The sequence below is a fragment of the Clostridium beijerinckii genome, assembly GCF_018223745.1.
Taxonomy (GTDB): Bacteria; Bacillota; Clostridia; order Clostridiales; family Clostridiaceae; genus Clostridium; species Clostridium beijerinckii.
On sequence record NZ_CP073653.1, the window covers coordinates 4,483,219 to 4,498,821 of the forward strand.

13 protein-coding genes and 1 riboswitch are annotated in these 15,603 nt (G+C 29.7%); of the genes, 3 read left to right on the forward strand and 10 right to left on the reverse strand.

Translation table 11 applies throughout. From position 1 onward, the window contains the following. Positions 1-41: 41 nt before the first annotated feature. The 5 genes from KEC93_RS20335 to KEC93_RS20355 all read right to left on the reverse strand — a co-directional run bounded on the left by KEC93_RS20335 (position 42) and on the right by KEC93_RS20355 (position 6,335). Complete coding sequence (locus KEC93_RS20335; RefSeq protein ID WP_077868413.1) at positions 42-1,400, reverse strand: DUF6179 domain-containing protein; 1,359 nt, start codon at positions 1,398-1,400, stop codon at positions 42-44. Next, positions 1,400-1,870 (reverse strand): DUF6323 family protein, encoded by a 471-nt coding sequence (locus tag KEC93_RS20340; protein WP_077868412.1) that lies wholly within the window; start codon positions 1,868-1,870, stop codon positions 1,400-1,402. The genes KEC93_RS20335 and KEC93_RS20340 overlap by 1 nt, the downstream gene beginning before the upstream one ends. Before the next feature lie 399 nt (positions 1,871-2,269). After that, positions 2,270-3,496 (reverse strand): aminopeptidase, encoded by a 1,227-nt coding sequence (locus KEC93_RS20345; RefSeq protein WP_077868411.1) that lies wholly within the window; start codon positions 3,494-3,496, stop codon positions 2,270-2,272. 302 nt (positions 3,497-3,798) lie between these two features. After that, a complete protein-coding gene (locus KEC93_RS20350) occupies positions 3,799-4,650 on the reverse strand; it encodes a 2-oxoacid:ferredoxin oxidoreductase subunit beta (protein WP_077854624.1) in 852 nt (283 codons plus the stop codon). Then, positions 4,650-6,335: a 2-oxoacid:acceptor oxidoreductase subunit alpha gene (locus KEC93_RS20355; RefSeq protein ID WP_077868410.1), complete on the reverse strand. Its 1,686-nt coding sequence runs from the start codon at positions 6,333-6,335 to the stop codon at positions 4,650-4,652. The genes KEC93_RS20350 and KEC93_RS20355 overlap by 1 nt, the downstream gene beginning before the upstream one ends. Positions 6,336-6,574: 239 nt before the next feature. On the opposite strand from KEC93_RS20355, the gene KEC93_RS20360 reads away from it, so the two are divergent. Continuing rightward, complete coding sequence (locus tag KEC93_RS20360) at positions 6,575-7,198, forward strand: cytidylate kinase-like family protein (protein ID WP_023973072.1); 624 nt, start codon at positions 6,575-6,577, stop codon at positions 7,196-7,198. A 180-nt stretch (positions 7,199-7,378) separates the two neighbouring features. Here the strand turns inward: KEC93_RS20360 and KEC93_RS20365 are convergent, their stop codons facing one another. The 3 genes from KEC93_RS20365 to mntR form a co-directional block, all read right to left on the reverse strand. Continuing rightward, on the reverse strand, positions 7,379-8,671 hold the full coding sequence (locus KEC93_RS20365; RefSeq protein ID WP_103698590.1) for an NCS2 family permease: 1,293 nt from the start codon (positions 8,669-8,671) through the stop codon (positions 7,379-7,381). A gap of 222 nt (positions 8,672-8,893) precedes the next feature. Next, a riboswitch (purine riboswitch) is annotated at positions 8,894-8,995 on the reverse strand. Positions 8,996-9,457: 462 nt separating this feature from the next. Then, positions 9,458-10,213 carry an AIM24 family protein gene (locus KEC93_RS20370; protein ID WP_012060225.1) on the reverse strand — a complete coding sequence of 252 codons (756 nt, stop codon included), beginning with the start codon at positions 10,211-10,213 and terminating at the stop codon, positions 9,458-9,460. A gap of 374 nt (positions 10,214-10,587) precedes the next feature. Beyond that, a complete protein-coding gene (gene mntR / locus KEC93_RS20375) occupies positions 10,588-11,058 on the reverse strand; it encodes a transcriptional regulator MntR (protein WP_023973073.1) in 471 nt (156 codons plus the stop codon). A gap of 220 nt (positions 11,059-11,278) precedes the next feature. Between mntR and KEC93_RS20380 the strand changes: the two genes are divergently transcribed. Continuing rightward, positions 11,279-12,577, forward strand: coding sequence for an Nramp family divalent metal transporter (locus tag KEC93_RS20380; RefSeq protein WP_023973074.1), 1,299 nt, complete (start codon positions 11,279-11,281; stop codon positions 12,575-12,577). A gap of 280 nt (positions 12,578-12,857) precedes the next feature. Beyond that, complete coding sequence (gene ytaF, locus KEC93_RS20385) at positions 12,858-13,472, forward strand: sporulation membrane protein YtaF (RefSeq protein ID WP_077868409.1); 615 nt, start codon at positions 12,858-12,860, stop codon at positions 13,470-13,472. A gap of 158 nt (positions 13,473-13,630) precedes the next feature. On the opposite strand, the gene KEC93_RS20390 is transcribed toward ytaF, so the two are convergent. After that, positions 13,631-14,581: an L-lactate dehydrogenase gene (locus KEC93_RS20390; protein WP_012060229.1), complete on the reverse strand. Its 951-nt coding sequence runs from the start codon at positions 14,579-14,581 to the stop codon at positions 13,631-13,633. A 90-nt stretch (positions 14,582-14,671) separates the two neighbouring features. Next, positions 14,672-15,442 carry a DUF2087 domain-containing protein gene (locus KEC93_RS20395; protein ID WP_077869972.1) on the reverse strand — a complete coding sequence of 257 codons (771 nt, stop codon included), beginning with the start codon at positions 15,440-15,442 and terminating at the stop codon, positions 14,672-14,674. Between the last annotated feature and the right edge of the window lie 161 nt (positions 15,443-15,603).

Here is a 15,603-nt window from a genome sequence, read left to right on the forward strand (position 1 = left end):
ACCTAGGACATATCCCACTGCCTATATATGCCAAACTAGTATTACAATATAATATTCAAGGATTCAGCAATTATTTTACTTTTTTTCTCTTCATTAATCATATTAAGATATTCCTTAAGCTTTTCATGCCACTCCTTCTCACTTTCAGTTCCATAATCCACATCCATAACTGAATCATTTGGAATATATTTAAGTAGCAATGATATTTCAAAATCATCTAAGACCTTAAATATCTCAATAAATTCATAATCAAATATGCAATCAGAGCCAAGAACATCTACTAAATCCCTAAGACTATGAATTTCTTCCCTTATAATTTGTATCTTATTCTCTACTTTATCACACTCTCTAATTTCTTCAGTTATACCCTTAAATCTGCTGTTCTCTAAACTTTCTCCATCTTCATATCTAATTAAATTTTCATTTGCATTTTTAAATGTTATAAATGTATTTTCCAATTTATTAATTTCAATATTCTTCTTAATATTTGGCATAATCTTGTAAATAGTTTTATTTATATAATTAATAAAATTTATATCATTTATAGTAAACTCCTTGAAAATATCTTCAACTATCCTAGATATTACTTCATTAAATTCCTCTTCTTTCAATTTTCCTAATTTATTTTTAAGATAACGTTTTTCAATATCTGTTATATCTAGAGTTATTCCTTCTTTCCCTAATAGCATACATCCTAAATAATTAGTCAGAACTAATTCAAAGATATTTATTAATATATGATCTGAATTTTTATCAAAACTTTTAAGCAAATTTTCAATTTCATGACTATCAAAGTGGGAACAAAATTGATTTTCAAAGTCTATTTTTCTTAAATATTCGTTTATATATTCTATGCCTACTAAATCCATCTCATCTATAGCTAGTGGATAATCTATAGACCCCTGAGTTTCATGAGCTGCGAATCTACTATCGTATTCTATAAAAAATAATGGAATCCCATAATTTATAGTATCTATATACGCATAATTACCTGTCTTTAATTTATTTTTTTGCACATTCTTTAATAGTTCTTTACTTTCTTCTATTTTAATCTTTAAAACTTTTTCCCCTTCAGAAAATAAATATTTCATTGTATTTTCTTTTATTAACGTAATCCGTTCCTTTATTGATGTTTTACCTTTTAGAAAGCTACCTATAGTATAATAAATTGATAACATTATTTGCTCTGCAACTTCAACTCTTACCGAATAGCTTTCAGCTTTTGTATAATAATTTGCAGTTTCTCTTAAAATATCTAATATTTGAACTTGAATATTTTCTAGTTCTTTATTATTTAATATATCATTTGAATGAAGTACTTGTAGTAATGACTGAAAATAATGTTCCTTACTTAATAAATTTTCAATGGTATCATTTCTGTCAGTAATATAATTATCCATTATAACTCTTCATCTCCATCCACATTTAAATAATCAGAAACCCCATATTTAATATTATGAGCTATAGTATCCAAATACTTATATCTAAGTAGCTCTAAAGATCCTTGGCATTCATTATCGAAATAGCCTTTCATTAAATTAATTAATTCAATGTCACCTATTTCTTCCATAGTTTCATTTTTATAATAATAAAATGTTTCTATTAGCTCCTCTATAGTTTCAATATAATTATATTGAGAAATATATGGCGACTCGCAAAAGGTTGATATTATTTGTTTTATTATACCTCCACCAAATTCAACTCTGCCATTCTTACTTAAAGCTTCGCTTCTTATCTCAACTATCTCTTTAACATTTTCTTCACTCAGCTTTAATCCATATTCCACTGTTTCCTCATTACACTGCAAAATCTCTTCAAAAGTTTGTTTACTTATTATAGAATCAGAAATAGACATAAGATAATTTTTCATAAATAACACCATCCAAACTTTTTTATTTTTAAGTATTGACTTTACCTTCTAAATATGTTATGATTATTATATACAGATAAATAAAATTTCTTTCTAACAATTAATTCTATCATCGGCTATATGGAAAGTCAATGGTATTTTTTTATGCCCATTTTGTATAAATAGCAACTTTTATAAATTAATATAAAATCCTTAATAATTAAAAAGACTGTTAAATATCTAGTAAATTTTGATATTTAACAGCCTTTTTTAATTATTAGGTTCAAATTTAATAATTTTGATTTTTTCAATAGATAACCAAATTCTGAACACTTAACAACCTAAACAAATGTCTATCTTCATTTATATTGGTTAATCTCTCATCAAGTTTTCACTTGGCAATCTATATAGATAACACAATTATATCACCCAATCACCATTTTTAAATACTGGGATCTTTTCTCCATCGGCAGTTTCACCTATTATTTCAAGTTCCTCAGATCCTACCATAAAATCTACATGAGTTAACGAATCATTAGCTCCATTTTTTATTAGTTCTTCTTCCGACATATTGTCACCATCTTTTAGGCAAGTTGGATACGCTTTTCCAAAAGCAAAATGACATGATGCATTTTCATCAAATAATGTATTAAAGAAAATTAGTCCTGAATTTGATATAGGTGAGTTATAACCAACTAAGGCAACTTCTCCTAAATATCTAGCACCTTCATCTGTATCTAGTAATCCTTTTAATATTTCTTCTCCCTTTTCTGCAGTAAAGTCAACTATCTTACCATCTTTTAATGTCAACTTAAAGTTATCAATTAAATTTCCTCCATAGTTAAGTGGCTTTTTACTAGTTACATAGCCGTTTACTCCATCTCTCTTTGGAAGGGTGAATACCTCTTCTGTCGGTATATTAGCAACAAAGTTAATACCATATTTAGAATTCTCTTCACCACTTAACCATAGATGTCCTTCTGGAAGTTCTACAGTTAGGTCTGTGCCTTCTGATTTATAATAAAGATATTTAAAATTCTTTTCATTTAAATAATCTTTTCTATTTTTTAATTTTTCTAAATGTTCATTCCACGCTTCAATAGGTGATTCCTTATCAGCTCTTACTATACTAAAAATTGAGTCCCAAAGATTTTCTACTGCATCTGCTTCTGATAAATCAGGGAATACTTTTCTTGCCCATCCCTTTGTAGGTATTGAAACAACACACCATTGAACTTCATTACTCATCATGGCAGCGCTAACATCTTTCATAGCTCTATTTGCTGTTTTTGCTAAAGTGGAAATCTTATTAGGATCTACTCCGCTTAATAGCTCTGGATCTCTAGCAGAAATACTTATAAATGCAGTTTTCTCCTTTATAAGTTGCTCTCTTGATAATACAGCATGTTTTGGCTCCCTTTCAAAACTTTCCATAGGAGCTTTATTGTATTTTATTAAAGCAAGTTCTTCATCATTGTAATCAACTATAACATTAATAGCACCAGCTTTATAAGCTTCTTCTGCTATCAGTCTAGCAAACTCTGCACATTCTATTGGTGAATTTATAAGCAATTGTTGCTTATCTTGTAAGTTTATCCCCTTCTTAACAACGAGCTCTGCGTACTTTCTTAATGTATCTGTATTCATTTTGCTTTCCTCCACATTTTTCCTTAATTTTTATTATCATAATTATAGCATATCTTACTTTATAAGTTTTTATTTAAAATCTGCATAATATACTTTCATTTATATCTATTTCGATAAATGTAATATAAAAATATAACATTTATTAAAATACAAACTAAGATTTCATTAGAAATTATCTGTTTAAGAAAATATATAAGCTTTATAACAATTATTCGCATTTAAAAGGCCCGATTTAATAAAAATCAGGCCTTGACTACTAAAATGTAATTACTTTTGATCATTAATTTTTTTCTATGCTATTTTTATAGGAAATCTTTCATAAATTCCTTGATCTTATCTATTTTAACTTCACTTTCAACAAGTGATTCTCCATTTTTTAAAAAGCTAACTTTATCATGAAAAGTGGATTTTTCTTCTTTATATAAAATTCCCAAAGGAATCTTATCTCCCCATTCCATTGATTTTTCAATAGCCTTCAATTTATTGCTTGGATCGTATCCTTTTCCAAGCTTATAAACTCTTTTATTATACCATTGGAATGTATTAACTTTATTAAATGACACACATGGCTGTAAGATATCAACAAGAGAGTAGCCTTTATGATTAATAGCTTCAATCATAACTTTCTTCAAGTGCTCTTTATCTCCACTAAATGCTCTAGCAACAAAACCGGCACCAAGTGTTATTGCAAGTGCTACTGGATTCATAGGAATGTTATTTGACCCATTTGGCTGAACATCTGTTACATGTCCGATATCAGTTGTAGGCGATGCTTGTCCTTTTGTTAACCCATATATTTGGTTATCGTGAACAAAATGTGTTATATCTACATTACGCCTAATATTATGAATAAAGTGATTTCCTCCTTCTCCATAAGAATCCCCTTCTCCTGTATTTACTATTACAGTTAATCTTTTATTTACAATCTTTGCTGCAACTGCAGGTGGTAATGATCTTCCATGAAGTCCACAAAATCCATTAGTATTTATATATTGAGGTGTTTTAGCAGCTTGACCTATTCCACCAACAATAAGTACTTCGTGTGGAGCCTTACCTAAATCTATAAGTGCTTGCTTTAGAGCATCAAGAATATTATGATCCCCACATCCTGGACACCAAGCTGTTTCTGATGTTAGAAATATTTCATTATTCATTATTGCTCACCTCCAATTAGCTTACTGTATATTTCTTGAGATGAAATAGGTCTTCCATCATATTTTAAGATACTGCTATTGCATTCAATACCTGTATATTCTCTAATAAGTCCTGCTAGTTGTCCTGTCGCATTTTGCTCTATGTTTATTATATTTTTTACTTTTTTTGCATACTTCCTAAGATTTTTCTCAGGTAAAGGCCAGACATCCCCAAATACTAATGAGCAGTATTTATTATTATTTCCTGAACGTCCATTAAGAAGTTTTATAGCTTCCTTAACCGGACTATATAATGATCCCCATGCTAAAATTAAAGTATCTGCATTTTCTTCACCGATGAATTCAGGTTCTAAAAGCTCTTCTTTTAAATATTCCATTTTCCTTAGTCTCTTATCATTCATTTTATTTCTTACTTCACCTGATTCAGTAATATGTCCATATTCATCATGTTCATCACTATCTACCAATACTGTTAATCCTGGTATTTTACCTGGCGTTATACGTGGCGAAACACCTGTCTTTGTTAATTCATAACGCTTATAATCTTTAGCATTTATATATTCATCATCTTTTAAATGCCTTTCTATTTTAATCTTATCAAAATTAAAAGGCTTTACAGTTCTTATACTATCAGCTAAAAACTGATCTCCAAGTAAAATAACTGGTATTTGATATTTATCAGCAAGATTGAATGCTCTTATAGTTTGATAAAATGCATCTTCAGGTTCCCTTAATGCTATTACCATTTTAGGTATTTCCCCTGGTGATGAGGATATAACAAATTTCAAATCTGCTTGTTCTGTTCTTGTTGGCAAACCTGTAGTAGGCCCAGGCCTTTGTATTTCTGCTATTACAAGAGGTACCTCAAGCATTCCCGATAAGCCTACAGCCTCTACCATTAGCGCAAATCCTCCTCCAGACGATCCTGTCATTGCTCTAACACCTGCATAAGAAGCTCCAATAGCCATATTTATTGAAGCAATTTCATCTTCAGCCTGTTCAACTACAATTTCTGCTTCATTCATCTTTGAAGCAAGATAATTCATTATGCTTGTAGATGGTGTCATTGGATAAGCAGAATAAAACTTACATCCAGCTGCAATAGCCCCAAGAGCAATAGCATCATTTCCTCCAATTAAAATACTCTTATCATTGTTCTTAGGTTCAATTTGATACTTTGGTGCAACTAGCTTGTATCCTTCTTCAAAGGCATTGAAATTTTTATTGGCGATTTCCTCTTTGAACTTTTCTGCTAATACTTCCTTAATGCCACTTAAATCCAAATTAAATAACTTTACAAAAGCGCCCAAAGCTATGCTACCATATACTTTTGAATTCCCAATGCTTTTAGCTAAAGCTTTAAGCGTAAGACCAAAGAATCTTTTATCTTCAAGCTTAATTTGCTCGTCAGCAATTATAAACCCGTCTTCCTTTAATCTGCCGATATGAAGATCTATTGTTTCTTTGTCTAAAGCGATTATTCCATCGATATCATCCCAATGGGAATTTATTTGCTCATTTCCAAAGCGTATTTGAAAAAAATTATGCCCGCCTCTTACCCTTGACATATAGTCTTGTATAGTAAATATTTCGAAGCCTTTCCTTTTTAAAACTTTCTCTAATATAGAGGAAATAGTCTCCATTCCTAGCCCAGCTGCTCCTCCAATTAAAATATTATAAATCATAAAATTCCTCCCTTCTAAAAACGCTTATAAATTGCATGCTGATAATATTTTATTATTGTTTCTCAGTATTATTCCTAGATATCTTTAAACAAATAAAAATGCAAAAGAACTTTTCTGATTTGATCATATTAACAAAATCCATCTAAATTATTCTATTATCTTTCGTTTGAATATCATATTTATGAAAATAATTTAATAGAATGTGGTATAATTTCTATATAGGGAAGGAGTGAGATTATATGGATAAGTTTGTAATTGCAATAACAAGAACTTGTGGAAGCGGTGGGACAACAATAGGAAAAATGTTATCTAAAGATTTGGGTATAAATATGTATGACCGTGAGTTATTACGTTTGGCTTCAGATGACAGTGGTATAAATGAAGCTCTATTTGCCAATGCAGACGAAGGTGTAAAAAATAGTTTGTTATATAAGGTTTCAAAGAAAGTATATAATGGTGAATTAATCCCACCTGAAAGTAATGATTTTACTTCAAATGACAATTTGTTCAATTATCAAGCTAAGATATTACGTGAATTAGCCGATAAAGAATCTTATGTTGTGATAGGGCGTTGTGCTGATTATATCTTAAAGGATAAACCAAATATATTTAAAATTTTTATTCATGCATCAGAAGATTACTGTATTAAGCATGAAATGGATATCCTTGGCGCTTCTGAAAAAGAAGCAATTAAGGAAATTAAGAAATTAAATAAATATAGAAGTGACTACTACTATTACCACACTGGTAATAAATGGGAGGACGTAAGAAACTATGATCTGTCTCTAGATACCAGCAAGCTCGGCTTCGAGAAATGCGTAAAATATATTAAGAAGTATGTAAAGTTACGTATGGAATTATAAATCTTCGGACGTCCTTAAAAATATCTTCAATATAAAATCAAAATTGCCAACTAAATAATAAGTCAAAGCACTATTATCATTATTTTTTAACAAATAACATAGAAAATTAATAGTTAGTAATTAATTTATAAAAGCCCCATGGTGAATTTTCTTACACCATGAGGCTCTTCTTATCTATTATTACATAAGCGCGAATAATCCTACAAATGCTAAGGCAATAAAATACATTGGTACAGGAATATCTTTTGATTTACCTGTAAATAATTTTATTAATACATAAGAAACAAATCCAAATGCTAACCCATCTGTAATTGAATATGTTAAAAGAGTTAATATCAATGTTAAGAATACAGGCATTCCTTCAGTGAAATCTGAGAAATTAACCTTTGATATTGGTTCCATCATTACTGCACCTAAAACTATTAGAACAGGCGCTGTAGCAAAACCTGGTATAGCAGTTAAAATTGGTGAAAAGAATAATGACAAGAAGAATAATCCAGCTATTGTAAGACCAGCAAGTCCTGTTCTTCCGCCTTCAGCAATACCAGCTGCTGACTCAACAAACGCTACAGGTGTAGATGTTCCTAAACATGCACCTACTACAGATCCAATAGCATCAGCTGTTAAAACTTTATCTGCATTTTTAACATTACCTTTTTCGTCTAAGTATCCAGCTTTTGAAGCTAAACCAATTAGAGTTCCTATACTATCGAAAACATCTATAAATAACATAGAAAGAATTGCTGGTATTATACCAATTACCATTGCACTCTTAAAATCAAATTGCATAAATATTGGAGCAACTGATGGTGGCATAGATATTATTCCTGTAGGTACCTTAGCAACTCCAAAAATCATTCCTAATACATATACAGAAAACATTCCAATAATGAATGAACCTTTTACATTTTTATAATATAATATTGATATTATAATAACACCTAGACCAGCTAAAAGTACTGTTGGATCTTTTAAATTTCCTATTCCAACTAATGTAGCTTGATTAGCAACAATCATCTTAGCATCTTGAAGACCTATAAATGTTATAAAGAAACCAATCCCAATACTAATTGCATATTTTAATGTTGGCGGAACACTATCAATAATTACTTGTCTAATTTTAAATATGTTAAGCGCCATAAATATAAATCCTTCGATTAATGAAGCCGCCAAAGCTGTTTGCCAAGAGAACTTCATTCCCAAACAAATTGTGAATGTGAAAAGAGCATTTAATCCCATACCTGGTGCCATACCAAATGGATAATTAGCAATAAGCGCCATAATTACAGTACCAATAAAAGAAGCCAATGCAGTTGCAGTAAATACAGCTGATACATCCATACCTGATTGACTTAAGATACTAGGATTTACTACTAAGATATACGCCATAGTTAAAAAGGTTGTTAACCCCGCTAACATTTCTGTCTTAACAGTTGTTTTATTTTTTGATAAGTGAAATATTTTTTCTAACATACCGTTCTCCTCCGTTGTTTTTACCGATTTTTTTAATACATTGTCCAATATAGATTCCTCCTATTTTTGAGCTACACAAATTAACACTGCTACTCCAAAATAATACATCTGTTAGTAGGATGCACTAACGTTGAAAAAAATATAAAAGATAATAACAAGAATTTAAAGATTTCTTGTAAAATATAAGCCCCTTTGTTTTTTTACAAAGGGGCTTATAAGTAACAAGTACCTATAAACACCCATAGTCAGACAATTTACGGTAGTCCGGTAGAAACGCTTGAACCTTATTTTCAAGCATATACGGGTAAAATTTCATTATTTATATATGACATACTAATAAATTACTTTTTGAATTTCTATACAATCATCGAATGTTAAAGCATAGAATAAATAAAATGTAATATATTCAGTGCGTAATATATAGCTCTTTATTTTACATACTTAATGCTACAATACTTTGGACTATAAATCAATAGTAAATTAAATATTTTATGTATTTTTTTTATTTTTATTTATCTAATGTTCGTGTTTTTATATGTTTTGGGCAAAAAAAATCTAATAATATAGCTATAATTCCTCGCATGTAAAATTATTCCGAATATTAGTTTTTAAGCAATCTTAATATTTATATTTATTATTCTATTAACTTTTTATATTATCCTGTTTACTATTAATCCCAAATAAACATTATTTTTGACTTACCTTTTAATTTCTTATAGCAAAAGGATTGGTGATTATAATATTTCTTACCAATCCTTCTACAATTAAATATTCACATCCGTATTTCTATGATATTGGAGCCATAAGTATTTTTCCTGTTCCCCTATATACGTTAACCAATCCCTCTCCTGAGACTGCAGATCCAATTAAACTTTTACTAGACTTTTCAACTCTAAACTCTAAAGAATTAGACCAAGCAATTGCAAAATTCCCATCAATCCGCACCTCATCATTATCTAATATAAATTCTATCAATTCGCTTCTTGGAACAGGACTTTCTAGCACGGCTATCCCTTCACCTTTTAGACACAAATTAAATAGTCCTTCATTCCCAAGCATTGCCGAAGAGATATTTGTCCTCGCAACTATCTTTTGCTGAACCTTAGACTCACACGCTAAGAAAAGTCCATCATCTAAAACCATCCCTCCCCATTCCGAAACTTCCTCAAGCAAAATATGCCTATATGTTGGTTCTAACATCAATAAACCATTTCCCTGATATTTTGGTTTAATAGCAGACTCTTTTGTTACCTTTGATGATATAGCTTTTCCAAAAAAATCACCAATTCCCTTAATATCAGCAGCCATACTCACAGATCCTGCTGTCCACTGCATTACTCCGGAACTTATTGTGTAAGCATTACCATTCAACTCAATTAAAACCTGTCTTTTTCTAACATTCATCTCTGAAGCAAAATATGCTGCCATTGCAGTTGTAGTGCTTACACTCAAATCTTTTTTATATTCAAGAACCTTAACGCCCCCTCTTGATTCTACAATTTCAATATTTTTATTTTCAAAAAGATTCTTACATTTTACCATCGAAAATTTTCTCCCCTTATTCTTTGAATATATATTTCTTATATAGTCTATGTTAATTAATCACATTATTATGTATACAGATAGTAATAAAGATTTTTACATAGACATACAACAATTAACTAAGTTTCTTCCACTTATAAAACAGAACATTCAAAAATACAATTTGTGGCTCACTTTTTTAAATATAGTGTAATTTCAACAGGCATCTTTATTTAAAAAATAATAAAAACTATATTTACTATTTAATTATATCTACTCAAACTCAAATAAAAGCAACATAAATAAATCAGATAATAAATTAAGCCTTATAATTAAGATCTAACTTGCTATCTGATTTATCTTTATTAATGTTTAAATAAACAATCTCCATCTTTCTATTTTATAGACTCTCTATACTCCTTAAAAGCCTTAGCTATACTAGGATTGCTTTCTATAAATTGTACAAAATCCTGAAAGCATTTTGATGTTTCTTTACTTACAGTATGTTCTATCTTTTCTGTTTCATCTAATATTTCTTTATCAGGAATATCAAGTATCCTTAGAAAATTCTCAATAATATGATGCCTGTTAAGAAGTGCTGCGCCAAGTTCTTTACCACTTTCTTCAAGTATTATAATCCCATATTTTTCATACTTTACAAGTCTTTCCTCTGATAACTTCTGTACCATCCTTGTGGCAGAAGGAGGTTGAACATTAAGTGCATTTGAAAGTTCATTAATTCTTAAATACCCTTTATTCAATGACAATCTATATATCATCTCAAGATAATCTTCCATGGACGCAGTTAGCTTGCTGTCTTCTTTCTTCATATATTCGTTAAAAGTATAGAAATCATTTTTGCCCATATACTTACTCGCTCCCCGTAATAATCTACTTAATAAATTATATGCTTTAATGGCGAAAAAGTTACTTTACTGTAACATTTAGAATATTATTGCATAACTTATAATATAAAATAATTTAGACTAGGCTAAGAAAGTTAACTGTTAATAACTATCTTAATTACATATAAGATTAAAAAATTAGACACATAAAAAAATAAAGTAAGAAAGGTGATGTATTTTCTTGGAGAACGAAAGAGGTTTAAGAAGCACTGATGTATCTGTCACTGGATTTGTTCCATTTAAAAAAGACAGGAGTGCTAATATTAGTAAATTTAGGCAACTATTAAAATATTTAGGTCCAGCTTTTATTGTAAGTGTAGCATATATAGATCCTGGAAACTTTGCAACTAATATTAGTGGAGGATCGGAATTTGGCTATGCGTTAATTTGGGTAATTTTATTTAGTAACTTAATGGCTATCTTTTTACAGATAATGTCTGCAAAATTAGGAATAGCCACAGGCCATAACCTTCCAGAAATGTGTGCCAAAGTATTTTCTAAAAAAACAAATTGGGTATTTTGGATTGTTGCAGAAATAGGTGCAATGGCAACTGACTTAGCAGAATTTCTAGGTGGAACTTTGGGATTATATTTATTGTTCCATATACCAATGATATATGCTGGGATTATTACAGGAATAATAACATTCTTCATTTGTTATATGGAAAAGTATGGCCAAAAAACTATAGAAATAATAATATCAATTCTTGTTGCAGTAATCTGTATTGCATATACAATAGAATTATTTCTTGCCAAACCTGATTGGTTTCAAGTAGGAATTCATACAATAATTCCATCACTGCCAAATAGTCAGGCATTATTAATCGCAGTAGGAATGCTTGGTGCAACAGTTATGCCTCACGTAATATACCTTCATTCACATTTGGTCCAGCATAGAGGAACTGATACATCCATTGAAGGAAAGCTAAAACATTTAAAAATGGAAAAAATTGATGTAACAATAGCTATGAATATTGCCTTTATAGTGAATGCTGCAATGGTTATTGTATCCGCTGCTGTATTCAATAAAAATGGATTAATTGTTGATACAATGGAGCAAGCCCATGCATCATTACAACCTTTACTAGGTTCATTATCTAGCGGAGCTTTTGGAATAGCATTACTTGCCTCAGGTTTGTCATCATCTGCTGTGGGTACTATGGCAGGTCAAACAATTATGAAGGGTTTTGTGAATTTAAGTATACCAATTAATATTAGAAGACTTATAACTATGATGCCTGCATTGGCTATAATTGCACTTGGAATAAATCCAATGAATACCCTTGTTTTAAGCCAAGTAGCACTTAGCTTCATATTGCCATTTCCGATAATACAAATGCTAACTATAGCTAGACGTAAGGATTTAATGGGTATTATGGCAAATCGCAATTGGGTAAGAATTTTAGGTATTATCATCGCAGCTATAATCATATCACTAAATATGGTTCTCTTATATTTAACATTTACTGGCCAAGCTTAATAGTAATATTTTAGGAGTGTTTTGTGATTAAGTCTATTAACATGTTAAAAGATAAAAACTCTTCTTTTCGGTCTTCCAGAGCCTTAGAAGAGTTTTCTTCCCACTATTAATTTAATCTACACATTTTTGTATGGACATCTTATAAAATATAACTTAAATATCTTTATGTATTTAATAGATATTAGTAATTAAACGTAATTTCTCTTAAAAATTCTTAATCACCACACAAATTTACAACCATATATTAAATATAAGTAATAATTAAGAAGGAATGACATATATGATATTAATTTTATCTGCTTTATTATTTAGTTTATCTTCTAACTTAGATAATTTAGTTATAGGTATTGCATATGGAATAAAAAAAATAAGAATAGACACAGCTGCAAATCTTATAGTAGCACTTGTAACTTCTACTGGAACATTTTTATCTATGTTACTTGGCATATATGTATCTAAATTTTTACCAAGCTTTTTATCAAATAGCTTAGGTGCTGGAATTATTATAATTCTAGGATTATACTTTGTAATTCAAAGTATTTTTAAACTTATAAATAATAAAAAAATAAAAGAACTCGCTTTAAAGAATACTAATGATATGATCGAATATGCAGAAAAATCAGATTTAGATAAATCAGGAGATATAGATAAAAAAGAGGCACTTTTGGTAGCTTTTGCATTAACATTTAATAACTTTGGTACAGGAGTTGCTGCAAGCGTAACAGGCGTTAATATAGAACTTACAGTCATATTAACATTTATAATAAGTATTTGCACACTTAAACTTGGCGAAAGAGCTGGAAACCATATCTTAGGCAAATTTTTAGGTAAATTTGCTCCGTTAATTTCAGGACTCTTACTTATAAGCCTCGGAGTCATAGAATTATTTAACTAATAGATTTAGTTTAAATATGGTTTACTAAAATCGTAACATAATAAATTGAAGAACGATTATAAATTTTAGGAATGAAAGTATTTCTATAAAAAGAAATGCTTTCATTCTCAATTTTTTATATAAAATATCATTTATACAAAAATATTAAATATCATATTTTATAATTTTAGTCTTTTATTGTAGTCTTTTATAATCTCAATAGATTCTTTTAATTCTGCCTTTTCACTTTCAACTAAGTGATATTCAACAAGTTCCTTCACTCCTTGATTATTTAAAACCGCCGGAACACCTGCATATGTGTCACTTTCCCCATACTCTCCATTAAGCATAGCTGATACAGGAATAACTTTATTTTCATCGCGTAATATTGCTTTTACAATCTGAACAGTAGTTGCTGCAATACCAAAAGTAGTTGCACCTTTAGCATTCACAATACGATATGCTATTTTCTTAATATCTTCCGTTACTGAATTTAAATTAAAACCTTTTAATCTCATTTTATTGTCATTGATTATATCTAAAAACTTTTTACCCCCAACTGTAATTTGACTCCATGGAATTATCTGTGAATCTCCATGTTCTCCCATGCACAAAGCATGAACACTTTGTGGGTCAACACTCATAACATCAGCTAAATGATATTTCAAACGTGCTGAATCTAGAGCTGTTCCTGTTCCAATGACTTTACTTGCTGGCAAACCTGAAAGTTTGTGCACATAATATGACATAACATCTACAGGATTTGTTATCACAACTATTATGCCTGAAAATCCACTTTTCATGATGTTCGGCACTATATTATTCATTATTCCTGCAGCTTTTTCTAACATATCTAATCTTGTTTGCCCTGTAATATAAGGTAATGCAGCTGCAATTACAACTATATCTGCATCATTGCATTCTTCGTATTCCCCATCTTTTACCCTCATCTTACTTCCGCTATATCCAAGAGAATGTTGTAAATCCGTCGCTTCAGCCCATGATTTTTCTTTATTTATATCAATCAGTATTAAATCATCGCAAACATGATTCATTACCATGTCAAATGCTACTGCTGCCCCAACAGAACCCGTTCCAACTATTACTACTTTACTTCTTCCAATTGCCATATATATCCCCCTCTACTAATTTTGCTATAAATCATTATATCAAAAATTAGGTCTATTATCATCTAAACAATTCCACTTTGGCATAAAAACTTATTCCTTAATCCAATAGCTGCTTCCATCTTTTTTTCTTTCTATAAAACCATACTCTATTAAAGCTCTTCTTATGGTTACGTAATCCTCATACACTCTCTTTAGAATCCTATTTATCTCTTTTTCAGAATATTGCTTTCCTTTTGAAAAATTTCTTGATATCTCTTCTAATACAATAATCTTTTTCTTTTCTCTAGCTGGATAACTCCTTAAACCACCATTTTCATTCATATAAGTTTCAACAACACTCTTCTTTTCTTTATCTGTTATATTATACCTATCATCTAAAGTAGTTGCTGTTTTATAAGCATCACATATAGTCTCTTTGCCAATTTTATTAATTTTCTTATTTGTTGTTTTTGAAAGCAAATCCATCATAGCTAAAAATAATTTTGCTTGCTTTTCCTTTTCTCTTAATTTATACCGGTGATTTCGTATTGTTGATTGCGCAACTTTAAGTTTCTCTGAAATTTCTTTATCAGATAATCCCATAGCAATAAATTTTATTAATTCTCTTTGAACATCTGATATTCCAGTAAAACTTGAATTCATATTTAATAAATATTCAAGCATTGAACCATGACTTGTTTCAAGATGCAACTCTGCTGATTTCTTTGCATCATATAGCTTTGAATTTATTTCATATATTCTTCCCCTCTGGAATTCTTCTTCGCATATTATACACCTGTATCCATCATCTTCTTCAATAATCCCTTCTTTGAGCTCACTTATAGTAGCATTCCAAAATAATTCATTTGATTTTATATCCATTAATCTCATTCCCTTTCAATATAACTACTTTCTATTTAATATATTACAGACTTTTATTTATTTTGTCTATATATAAACAAACATTTATCACTAAAGTTTACAATTTTATCAGCATAAACTTTCTGAGTACACCTCATAGGATTTTTCAATGTTCTATTTAT

What these genes read in the sequence shown, in the direction of transcription:
- KEC93_RS20360 (WP_023973072.1), top strand. Translation starts at nt 6,575, where the DNA reads ATGGATAAGTTTGTAATTGCAATAACAAGAACTTGTGGAAGCGGTGGG.
- KEC93_RS20355 (WP_077868410.1), bottom strand. Translation starts at nt 6,335, where the DNA reads ATGATTTATAATATTTTAATTGGAGGAGCAGCTGGGCTAGGAATGGAG.
- ytaF (WP_077868409.1), top strand. Translation starts at nt 12,858, where the DNA reads ATGATATTAATTTTATCTGCTTTATTATTTAGTTTATCTTCTAACTTA.
- mntR (WP_023973073.1), bottom strand. Translation starts at nt 11,058, where the DNA reads ATGGGCAAAAATGATTTCTATACTTTTAACGAATATATGAAGAAAGAA.
- KEC93_RS20345 (WP_077868411.1), bottom strand. Translation starts at nt 3,496, where the DNA reads ATGAATACAGATACATTAAGAAAGTACGCAGAGCTCGTTGTTAAGAAG.
- KEC93_RS20370 (WP_012060225.1), bottom strand. Translation starts at nt 10,213, where the DNA reads ATGGTAAAATGTAAGAATCTTTTTGAAAATAAAAATATTGAAATTGTA.
- KEC93_RS20340 (WP_077868412.1), bottom strand. Translation starts at nt 1,870, where the DNA reads ATGAAAAATTATCTTATGTCTATTTCTGATTCTATAATAAGTAAACAA.
- KEC93_RS20335 (WP_077868413.1), bottom strand. Translation starts at nt 1,400, where the DNA reads ATGGATAATTATATTACTGACAGAAATGATACCATTGAAAATTTATTA.
- KEC93_RS20390 (WP_012060229.1), bottom strand. Translation starts at nt 14,581, where the DNA reads ATGGCAATTGGAAGAAGTAAAGTAGTAATAGTTGGAACGGGTTCTGTT.
- KEC93_RS20365 (WP_103698590.1), bottom strand. Translation starts at nt 8,671, where the DNA reads ATGTTAGAAAAAATATTTCACTTATCAAAAAATAAAACAACTGTTAAG.
- KEC93_RS20395 (WP_077869972.1), bottom strand. Translation starts at nt 15,442, where the DNA reads ATGGATATAAAATCAAATGAATTATTTTGGAATGCTACTATAAGTGAG.
- KEC93_RS20350 (WP_077854624.1), bottom strand. Translation starts at nt 4,650, where the DNA reads ATGAATAATGAAATATTTCTAACATCAGAAACAGCTTGGTGTCCAGGA.